Annotated in this window: 8 protein-coding genes and 1 pseudogene; 5 read left to right on the top strand and 4 right to left on the bottom strand. The window is 60.3% G+C overall.

The window, feature by feature from the left end:
• Window positions 1–174 precede the first annotated feature (174 nt).
• Window positions 175–3,453: a fused isobutyryl-CoA mutase/GTPase IcmF gene (gene icmF, locus ACOYNV_RS23185; protein ID WP_422902178.1), complete on the bottom strand. Its 3,279-nt coding sequence runs from the start codon at window positions 3,451–3,453 to the stop codon at window positions 175–177.
• 139 nt (window positions 3,454–3,592) lie between these two features.
• On the opposite strand from icmF, the gene ACOYNV_RS23180 reads away from it, so the two are divergent.
• From ACOYNV_RS23180 to ACOYNV_RS23170, 3 genes are all read left to right on the top strand, one after another.
• Entirely contained in the window at window positions 3,593–4,804 is a 1,212-nt protein-coding gene (locus ACOYNV_RS23180; protein WP_422902177.1) for an AraC family transcriptional regulator, read from the top strand.
• Window positions 4,805–4,918: 114 nt separating this feature from the next.
• The gene (locus tag ACOYNV_RS23175) at window positions 4,919–5,989 is read left to right on the top strand and encodes a hypothetical protein (RefSeq protein WP_422902176.1); all 1,071 of its coding nucleotides are present in this window, start codon (window positions 4,919–4,921) and stop codon (window positions 5,987–5,989) included.
• A gap of 10 nt (window positions 5,990–5,999) precedes the next feature.
• The gene (locus tag ACOYNV_RS23170) at window positions 6,000–6,896 is read left to right on the top strand and encodes an alpha/beta fold hydrolase (RefSeq protein ID WP_422902175.1); all 897 of its coding nucleotides are present in this window, start codon (window positions 6,000–6,002) and stop codon (window positions 6,894–6,896) included.
• A gap of 65 nt (window positions 6,897–6,961) precedes the next feature.
• Here the strand turns inward: ACOYNV_RS23170 and ACOYNV_RS23165 are convergent, their stop codons facing one another.
• Both ACOYNV_RS23165 and ACOYNV_RS23160 read right to left on the bottom strand, forming a co-directional pair.
• Window positions 6,962–7,282: a TOTE conflict system archaeo-eukaryotic primase domain-containing protein gene (locus tag ACOYNV_RS23165; protein WP_422902174.1), complete on the bottom strand. Its 321-nt coding sequence runs from the start codon at window positions 7,280–7,282 to the stop codon at window positions 6,962–6,964.
• Window positions 7,275–7,616 carry a hypothetical protein gene (locus ACOYNV_RS23160; protein ID WP_422902173.1) on the bottom strand — a complete coding sequence of 114 codons (342 nt, stop codon included), beginning with the start codon at window positions 7,614–7,616 and terminating at the stop codon, window positions 7,275–7,277. The genes ACOYNV_RS23165 and ACOYNV_RS23160 overlap by 8 nt, the downstream gene beginning before the upstream one ends.
• 60 nt (window positions 7,617–7,676) lie before the next feature.
• Between ACOYNV_RS23160 and ACOYNV_RS23155 the strand changes: the two genes are divergently transcribed.
• Together ACOYNV_RS23155 and ACOYNV_RS23150 are read left to right on the top strand one after the other, a co-directional pair.
• Window positions 7,677–8,156: a zinc ribbon domain-containing protein gene (locus tag ACOYNV_RS23155; RefSeq protein ID WP_422902172.1), complete on the top strand. Its 480-nt coding sequence runs from the start codon at window positions 7,677–7,679 to the stop codon at window positions 8,154–8,156.
• Window positions 8,153–8,599 carry a LacI family transcriptional regulator gene (locus tag ACOYNV_RS23150; protein ID WP_422902171.1) on the top strand — a complete coding sequence of 149 codons (447 nt, stop codon included), beginning with the start codon at window positions 8,153–8,155 and terminating at the stop codon, window positions 8,597–8,599. Before ACOYNV_RS23155 ends, ACOYNV_RS23150 begins: the two co-directional genes overlap by 4 nt.
• A gap of 43 nt (window positions 8,600–8,642) precedes the next feature.
• Here ACOYNV_RS23150 and ACOYNV_RS23145 read toward each other — a convergent pair.
• Window positions 8,643–9,131, bottom strand: a pseudogene (locus ACOYNV_RS23145) (nucleotidyl transferase AbiEii/AbiGii toxin family protein); the annotation flags it as partial.
• Between the last annotated feature and the right edge of the window lie 71 nt (window positions 9,132–9,202).

The raw sequence follows: 9,202 nt of genomic DNA, 5'->3' as shown, positions 1-9,202 counted from the left end.
ACTAATTTCCTATAAATACTGAATAAATACGGACTGGATCAGGAAGTCTGAGCTTACATCGTTGTAGAACGCCTATTCATGCGCTTTGCAGCGATGATGATTTTATCTGCTTAACCAAAAAAAACGGGCACGCCGTTTACCGGGGAGCCCGTTGCATGGAATGAAACTGAAAACCTACATGCTGCGTCGGTACTGCCCGCCCACGTCGTAGAGTGCGGTGGTGATCTGCCCAAGCGAGCAGACACGCACCGCATCGATCAGTACGGCAAAAACATTGCCGTTGTCGATCACGGTCTGTTTGAGGCGTTCGATCATGGCGCCGGAAGCGGCTTCGTTGCGTTTCTGGAAGTCGCGCAGGCGGGTGATCTGCGACTGCTTTTCCTCTTCGGTTGAACGCGCCATTTCGATCTCGATCTGCGCGTCGCCCTTCGGGTTGCGGAAGGTGTTGACGCCGATGATCGGGTACGAGCCGTCGTGTTTCTTGTGCTCGTAGTAGAGCGATTCTTCCTGGATCTTGCCGCGCTGATAGCCGGTTTCCATGGCGCCGAGCACGCCGCCGCGTGAGGCGATGGCTTCGAATTCCTTGAGCACGGCTTCTTCGACGAGGTCGGTCAGTTCGTCGATGATGTAGGAGCCCTGGTTCGGGTTCTCGTTCATCGCCAGGCCCCATTCGCGATTGATCACCAACTGGATGGCCATGGCGCGGCGCACACTCTCCTCCGTCGGCGTGGTGATCGCCTCGTCGTAGGCGTTGGTGTGCAGTGAGTTGCAATTGTCGTACACCGCGATCAGCGCCTGCAGCGTCGTGCGGATGTCGTTGAAGGCCATTTCCTGCGCGTGCAGCGAGCGGCCGGAGGTCTGAATGTGGTACTTGAGTTTCTGGCTGCGCTCGTTGGCGCCGTACTTGTTCTTCATCGCCACCGCCCAGATGCGGCGGGCGACGCGGCCGATCACCGAATATTCCGGGTCCATGCCGTTGCTGAAGAAGAAGCTGAGGTTGGGCGCGAAATCGTCAATCTGCATGCCGCGTGCCAGATAGGCTTCGACGTAGGTGAAGCCGTTGGCCAGCGTGAAGGCTAGTTGCGAGATCGGGTTGGCGCCGGCTTCGGCGATGTGATAGCCGGAAATCGACACCGAGTAGAAGTTGCCGATATCGTGATGAACGAAATATTCCTGGATGTCGCCCATCATCTTGAGCGCGAATTCGGTCGAGAAGATACAGGTGTTCTGGCCCTGGTCTTCCTTCAGGATGTCGGCCTGCACCGTGCCGCGCACGCTGGAGAGCACCCACTGGCGGATCTTCTGTACTTCGTCTTCGGTCGCTTCGCGGCCGTTGTCGACCTTGAACTTGTCGATCTGCTGTTCCATCGCCGTGTTGAAGAAGCAGGCCAGGATGATCGGCGCCGGGCCGTTGATGGTCAGCGATACCGAGGTGGTCGGCGCGCACAGTTCGAAGCCGTCGAAGAGCACTTTCATGTCGTCGAGGGTGGCGATCGAAACGCCGGAATTGCCGATCTTGCCGTAGATGTCCGGCCGCTCGTCGGGATCGCAACCGTACAGCGTTACCGAGTCGAAGGCCGTGGACAGGCGTTTGGCCGGCATGCCTTCGGAGACGCGCTTGAAGCGGCGGTTGGTGCGGAAGGCGTCGCCTTCGCCGGCGAACATGCGCGTCGGGTCTTCGTTTTCGCGCTTGAAGGCGAACACGCCGGCGGTATAGGGGAAGGAACCGGGAACGTTTTCGCGCATCAGGAAGCGCAGCACTTCGCCGTCATCGGCGTAGGTCGGCAGCGAAACCTTGCGGATGCGCGAGCCGGAGAGCGAGGTGTTGGTCAGTTTGGTGCGGATTTCCTTGTCGCGGATTTTCACCACGTACTCGTCCTGCGCGTAGAGTTCGACGGTTTTCGGCCACATGTCGAGCAACTTCTTCGCCTTGGAGTCGAGCTGGCCGTCTTTCCATTCGATCAATTCATTAAAGTCACCGGCCGGCTTTTTGCAGCCTTCAAACAGCGCTTTCGAAGTGCGCAGCGACTGGCGCTCGCGGGCGATGGTCGCCTGCTCAGCCGTATGGGCGTGGTAGCTGCGCACGCCCTCGGCCACTTCGGCCAGATAGCGCGTGCGCTGGGCAGGAACGATGGCGCGCTGGTTGGACGAATGGCGAACCGTGACCAGCGGCAACTTGCCGGCTTTTAGCTTTAATCCGAATTCCTTCAATTTGGGAACCAGCGCCTGATAGAGCGCGGTCACGCCGTCGTCGTTGAAGCGCGCGGCCATGGTGCCGAATACCGGCATTTCCTCGGTCGGCGTAGTGAACGCTTCGCGGTTGCGCTGGTATTGCTTGCGCACGTCGCGCAGCGCGTCGTCGGCGCCTTTGCGGTCGAATTTGTTGATGGCCACGAAGTCGGCGAAGTCGAGCATGTCGATCTTCTCCAGTTGCGAAGCGGCGCCGAACTCCGGTGTCATCACGTAGAGCGAAGCATCGACCAGCGGCACGATGGCGGCGTTGCCCTGGCCGATGCCCGAGGTTTCGACAACCACGAAATCGAAGCCGGCCAGCTTGCAGGCGGCGATCACCTCAGGCAGCGCGGCGGAAACTTCGGAGCCGGTGTCGCGCGTGGCCAGCGAGCGCATCAGGATGTTCGGATGCTCGATGGCGTTCATGCGGATACGGTCGCCGAGCAATGCACCGCCGGTGCGCTTGCGCGACGGGTCGATGGAGATGATGGCCAGCTTGATGCTGTCGCCCTGGTCGAGGCGGAAACGGCGCACCAGTTCGTCGGTCAGCGAGGATTTGCCGGCGCCGCCGGTACCCGTGATGCCCAGCGTCGGCACTTTGACGCCGGCACCGGCCTTGATGATCTGCTGGCGCACGGCCTCGGGATAGGCGCCATTCTCCAGAGCGGTGATGATCTGTGCGAGGTTACGTAACTGAGCGCGGCGATCACCGCTCTTCAATGCCGCCAGCACCGCTTCGGGCTGCTGCGGCGCCAGCGCCGTGAGGTCGAAATCGGCTTGGGACATGAGGTCGTTGATCATGCCCTGCAGGCCCATCGACTGGCCGTCTTCTGGCGAGTAGATGCGCGTCACGCCATAGGCGTGGAGTTCGGCGATCTCGCTCGGCACAATCACGCCGCCGCCGCCACCGAAAACCTTGATGTTCTCGCCGCCACCGGCCTTGAGCAGGTCGATCATGTATTTGAAGAACTCGACATGGCCGCCCTGGTACGAGGTGATGGCGATGCCCTGCACGTCTTCCTGCAGCGCGGCATTGACGATCTCCTGCACCGAGCGGTTGTGACCCAGGTGAATGACTTCGGCACCGGTCGATTGCAGGATGCGGCGCATGATGTTGATCGACGCGTCGTGCCCGTCGAAGAGCGAAGCGGCAGTGACGAGGCGAACCTTGTGCTTGGGCTTGTAGGCAGTGAGTTTTTTGGCAACGGACAGGTCGGTCATGGCGTTCTCGCTCAAAGAAGATGGAATAACTGCATCATAGAAAACCAGAGCGAATAAAGCCATTGCCCGAAATGCCGTGAATCATGTAATTATTGCCAAAGTAGAATATCCTGCAAATACACGGTCCTACGAGACGCCAATGCCTGATCCTGAGAAAATTGCCACGCCTGTTGCCAAACCCACTGCTGCACGCCCACGCGCCACGGTGGCCATTGCCTTCGTGCAAGGCATGCTGGCTGGTTTGAGGGCGCGTGAGAATATCAACAATCCACCGCAGAGCCGCAGAGGCGCAGAGAAGACGCAGAGAGAAGCCCTTGGTCTGAACCGTTTTCTCTGCGATACCTCTGCGCCTCTGCGTCTCTGCGGTGAGTTTGAGGATTTTTCGTCACAATCTCTCAACGCCGAACGTTTGCTCGAAGCCGCCGGTATCGCTCCGGCTGAACTTGATGCCCCATCTGCGCGTGTGCCGGTCGAGCGCTACGCCGCGCTGTATAACCTGATCAATCACGAACTTGACGATGAAGGTTTCGGCCTTTTTTCGCTGCCGATGCGCTGCGGCAGCTTCGAGTTTCTTTGTCGCAGTGTCATCACTGCACCAACGCTGGCCGAAGCCGTGGAGCGGAGCGCACGCTTCTTGCGTCTGGTGTTGCCCGATTTTGACGTTTCGCTGGAGCGCGATCAGCGTGAAGCGCGGCTGCGCATCGTCGAAACCCGCCCGCTGAGCATCGGCCGCGTGTTCGCTTTTGAATGGCTGCTGCGTTTGCTGCACGGGCTAAGTTCCTGGCTGATCGGGCGCAACATCGTGCTCGAAACGGTGGCCTTTCCCTATCCGCGCCCGCTGCATGCCGACGACTACGCGCTGATCTTCACCGCGCGCTCGACGTTCGCCGCCGACACCAGTGGCGGAATGCTGGTCGCCACCTTCGCCGCCAATCTCCTCGACCTGCCCATCCGCCGCGACGAGGCTGCACTGCAAACCTTTCTCGTCGGCTCGCCGGGCAAGCTGACCATGCTTTACCGCCGCGACCGGGAGATGGTGCTGCGCGTCCGCAACTGCCTGCGCGACGCGCTGCCGGATGCCATGCCGCTCGCCGAAGTTGCCCGTACCTTGCATCTTTCGCCACGCACCCTGCACCGCCGGCTCGAAGATGAAGGGTCGAGCTTTCAGGCGATCAAGGATGCCCTGCGCCGCGACCTGGCCATCAGCCGGCTGGACAAGACTAAACAGCCGCTGGCGCAAATCGCCGCCGATCTCGGCTTTGCCGATCCCTCGGCCTTTTATCGGGCATTCGTCAGTTGGACCGGGATGGCTCCGGCACACTACCGGCGACGCTTGAAGAGTTCGACATAAGTGCACGATATAAGCGCACGATATAAGTGCGACTGCGCAAAACGATTTCTGTACGGAATTGTCGAAATAGACTTTTTATCTCCCGCCGACCACGCGCACTATAGACAAATCGCCATGGACATCCACAGCAAACCCATCGAGCAACGTATTGACTGGCTGTTCGACCTGGCCGGCCGCCACGGCGAGTCTTATCGGAGCCCCGAGGCGTGGCTAGCCCGCGAGCGCTACCTGGCCGAGCATCCGACCGCCATCGCCGTCCTCAAATGCATGGACGGACGCATCAACATTCCGGTCGCCACCAACACGCCGACCGGCATCCTGATGCCCTTCCGCAACCTTGGCGGCATGTTCGATCTGGGCTGGCCGCATCTTGGCGAGGTGCTCGCGCACCACGTCCAGCGCATGGTCAGTGACGGCCGGCGGGTGCTGTTCCTGATCACCTATCACTGGTCGAAGGGCGACCCCGCGCGTGGCTGCGCCGGCTTCGCCTACGACACAGAAGCAGCGATAGCGCACACGAAGGAAATCCGCAGCCAGGTCGAACACATTTTTGGCAGCGGCCACGGCACCGTCTACCCGCTGGTCTGCGGCTTCGAGACCGACGAAGATGCGCTGGTGATCCAAGGCGTCGACGGCCAAATACTCGACCTCGCCTCGCTCGGTGCATGGGATGTCGCCACGCTGGAACCGCGTCTGGCCGCCCTGCTGCCGGACATGCCGGCGCAGATGCGCGCCGACCTATTGCCCTTGCTGGCCGGCAATCTGGAACATATCGCCCAGGTCCGCGAACAGGTGCGGCGCAGCGAGCGCACGCTCGACATCGAGCACCGCGAATGGATGATCTGCCTTGGCCGCGGCTTCGACTTCCTGCATACGCCCAACCTGGCGCTGATCGTCGGCCCCTACAGCCCGGACCTGGCCGACCCGATCCGCAAGGCCGCCGGCATCATCGAGAACAACATGAGCGCCGGCCGTATTCCTGCCGACGGCTTTCTACTGCTGGCCTCGGTACCCTACGATGAAATCGGCGTCGATCGCTCCCGGGCAGAATTGAAGTCGCGCTTCCTTTCCGGCTTCGCCGCCGACGTCATCCGCGCCGATTACCCGACGCTAGCCGAGCGCATGGCGATGCGCACAGCAGTGCTTGACTGGCGCTCGCGAAACCTGGAATTGCTGACATGCTGAGGTCCGTCTAATGCAACACGAAACGATAAGCGCCGACGACGGCGAGCAACTGCACATTCGGGCGTCGGGAAACGGCGTGCCGATCCTTCTGCTGCATGGCTGGACTTCCAGCCATGCCGCCTGGGCGCCGCTACTCAAGCCGCTGGGCGCGCAGCATCGCCTCCTGCGCCCCGATGCCCGTGGCCATGGCGGCCATCCGCTCACGGTGAACCACGCGCCGGACGTAAAGCGGCTCGCCCGCGACATCATCAACCTGCTCGACCACTACCAAATCGAACGTGTCGCTGCCGTCGGCCACTCGATGGGCGCGTTGACCCTCTGGCAATGCATCCGGGATTTCGGAACAGAACGTTTCTCGCACATCGCCTTCATCGATCAGTCGCCAAAACTGCTCACCGACGAAACCTGGAGCTGCGGCATCTACGGCGACTTCGACAGCGCCCGCGCGCAGCGCCTGCTCGATGACCTCGGCGGAGACTTCATCGAAGCGGTGCTGCGCCTGATCGCCTTCGGCCTCAACGACAAGGCGCGCGAGACCTACCTGCGCAATACCTCGGGTTGGCGTGCCGTGCGCGACTCCCTGCGCAACATCGATCCGCCACCAGCCATTGCCATATGGAATACGCTGGTCGCGGCCGACTACCGCGACGTGCTGCCGGCCATCGATGTGCCCACGCTGCTGGCCTACGGAACCTGCAGCAACTTCTACACCGAAGCAACGGCGCGTTACGTTGCCGCCCACATTCCGCGAGCGCGGCTGAGCTTATACGAGGGCGCCGACCACTGCCCGCACCTGTTCCAGCCGGAGCGCTTCGCCGCCGAACTTTCGCAGTTGCTCAATACCGTGAAAGTCGCGCCAGCGACTCTCGTATCTCCCCTCGCTATCCGGGAGAGGGGTAGGGGGTGAGGGAAACGGGCAGGGCTTTCATTTGTTTTTTATCAAGGCTTGAACCGAGCATTGCGCCAGGAATTTCAATCGCCAATTGTCCTGTGACGGAGTAATACCCCGGCCAGCCACTCATTGCCACAGGCTGGTGCGTAGCCAGATTTACCGGTGGTTTTGCTTTCCCATCGAATCGGGTAGACGTCGGTGCGTCCACGAAACAACCGACGAAACAGCGCAACTTTTTCGGCAGTGGAAAGACGTGATGATTCTGGCTCCGGGACCGGCGGCGCTGGTTCAATTGGAGTCGGCTCTGGCTGCAATCGCCATTCGACTCCGTGATCTTCCAGCAGCGCGATCAGGCGAGCGTTTTCTTTTTGCAGCGCGGTCAACTGGTCGCGTTCAATCATCGGCCCCGTACTCAGCAAGCAAGTCGTCCATATCGTCACCCACGCCATAGACGAAGTTGTGGCAGGTACTGCGCACGGTATCCAGCCTGTACCATAGCGGCTGGCGTTGCGCGTCGGCCAAACTGGCGATGGTTTTTAATGCTTGCTCGAACATCCGCACCAGCGCATCGAAGTAGCCCTCATCCTGCAGGCCGACATCGTTGCTAAACCCAGCTGCCCGTTCGCAATAAAACACCATCAGTTCCGCCAGACATTCCGCTTGGCCGATGGCTTTCTTGTAATCGGCGATAGGCTTTTTGGCTTTGGCGACCGAGGTGTCCTGATTCTTGAACACATCGGGCCATAGCCAGCGGTCGATGGTGGTCGCACACGTGGCAATACCACCAGAGCGACGGTGCCATTTCTGCTCAAAGGCATTGTGTTCGGCAATGACGGCCGTGCCTTGTCGCCCTGGAGCACCACCAAGAAGAAAAATGGTCGGCAGTACCGGTATTACATTCCGCAGCGCGATGCCAAAGAGTTCGCTGGCGCATCCGGCTTGCCGCGTCTGCCGGCGGCCGAGCTTGAATCGGCGGTCCTCAACCAGCTGCGCAGCCTGATGCGGGCACCAGACATTCTGCGAGGTGTGATTGCCAAGGCCATCGCGTTTGACGCGTCGATTGACGAAGCCAAGGTTACCGTCGCCATGCTGAAACTAGATCAGATTTGGGATCAACTTTTCCCACCCGAGCAAACTCGCATCATCAAATTAATGGTCGAAAAGGTGATCGTCTCGCCGAACGATATTGAGCTGCGCCTGCGCGCCAACGGCATCGAGCGCTTGGTCTTGGAACTTCGCCAGCCAGCAGTTGAGGGGATGGGGGTCGCAGCATGAACGAAATCCTGATCAAAACCACGGGTGCCGCCGGGGTCATTCCTGCCAGTGATGGTCGCTTGACACTGATCGTCCCGATTCAAATCAAACGCCGCAGCGGGCGCAAATTCGTGACGCTGCCCAATGGGGAAGCGGCCACACCGCGCCCATCGGGCACGGCCCCAACACCGCTGCAGCTGGCGCTCGCACGAGGCCACCGCTGGCTCGCCATGCTGGAGTCCGGTGATGTTAAGTCATTAAAGGAGATCGCAGCGTTGGAGGGTGTCGACAACATCTATGTGAGCCGGATGGTGAATCTCACCACCTTGGCCCCCGATATCGTTGCCGCCATCCTCGCGGACAACTTGCCGGACCACATCACATTGTTCGAACTGGCGGTTGACCCGCCGGCGCTTTGGGATGCGCAGCGGGAGCGGCTGACCCGTCCTGCCACAGCCAAATAAGCAGGCAGCCATGTCGAGTTTTTGGCTTGTACCGTGATCTCGCTCAGCGCCTGGTGGCGCTTGCGATTTGCGCCTGCCGATTAGCTTCGTCTTGGATGACACGACACTGGTCAATGATGTCGGTAAAGCTGGGCTGGTTAAGCGCAAGCAGTCCATCCTCGAGCATCGCGGAGTAATCTTGCTCCAGAGCGGCCAACGATTCACCGGTTGGGATGAGTTGCAGTTGCCCACTGGTCGCGGCGAAATAATCGATCTTTGTGCCGGCCGCATTTTTCTCTACAAAGAACACCGACTTGTGCTCAGCCACAGCTTTGGCTAGATCGGGGTTGGCACAGGCGGCAGAAAAATGTGCTGTTTTTGCGATAGCCGCCAAGTCGTACCAGTGGCGCGAGTAGCGTTCACCTCCCAATCGGCCTTGCAGGCAATACACATGCGCTGCTGTGGCCTTTTCCCAGAAGGTACGCTCGGCCGCCATCACCAATGGCTGCGCTGTCGGAAAGATCACGCCCTCTATTTCCGGCGCAATGTCGCAGGTTACCGGCCGAACCTCAGATTCCTTCGGTTAGCGAGAAATTGGTTCGGCACTTTTCACACCAGCGTGTA

The sequence above is a fragment of the Propionivibrio sp. genome (genome assembly GCF_049316945.1).
Lineage (GTDB): Bacteria > Pseudomonadota > Gammaproteobacteria > Burkholderiales > Rhodocyclaceae > Propionivibrio.
The sequence above is the reverse complement of the archived record's forward strand: the minus strand, read 5'-3'. Positions and strand labels throughout refer to the sequence as shown.

Excerpts from the sequence above, each read along its gene's own strand:
- icmF (WP_422902178.1), bottom strand. The coding sequence starts at position 3,453 with ATGACCGACCTGTCCGTTGCCAAAAAACTCACTGCCTACAAGCCCAAG.
- ACOYNV_RS23180 (WP_422902177.1), top strand. The coding sequence starts at position 3,593 with ATGCCTGATCCTGAGAAAATTGCCACGCCTGTTGCCAAACCCACTGCT.
- ACOYNV_RS23175 (WP_422902176.1), top strand. The coding sequence starts at position 4,919 with ATGGACATCCACAGCAAACCCATCGAGCAACGTATTGACTGGCTGTTC.
- ACOYNV_RS23170 (WP_422902175.1), top strand. The coding sequence starts at position 6,000 with ATGCAACACGAAACGATAAGCGCCGACGACGGCGAGCAACTGCACATT.
- ACOYNV_RS23165 (WP_422902174.1), bottom strand. The coding sequence starts at position 7,282 with ATGATTGAACGCGACCAGTTGACCGCGCTGCAAAAAGAAAACGCTCGC.
- ACOYNV_RS23150 (WP_422902171.1), top strand. The coding sequence starts at position 8,153 with ATGAACGAAATCCTGATCAAAACCACGGGTGCCGCCGGGGTCATTCCT.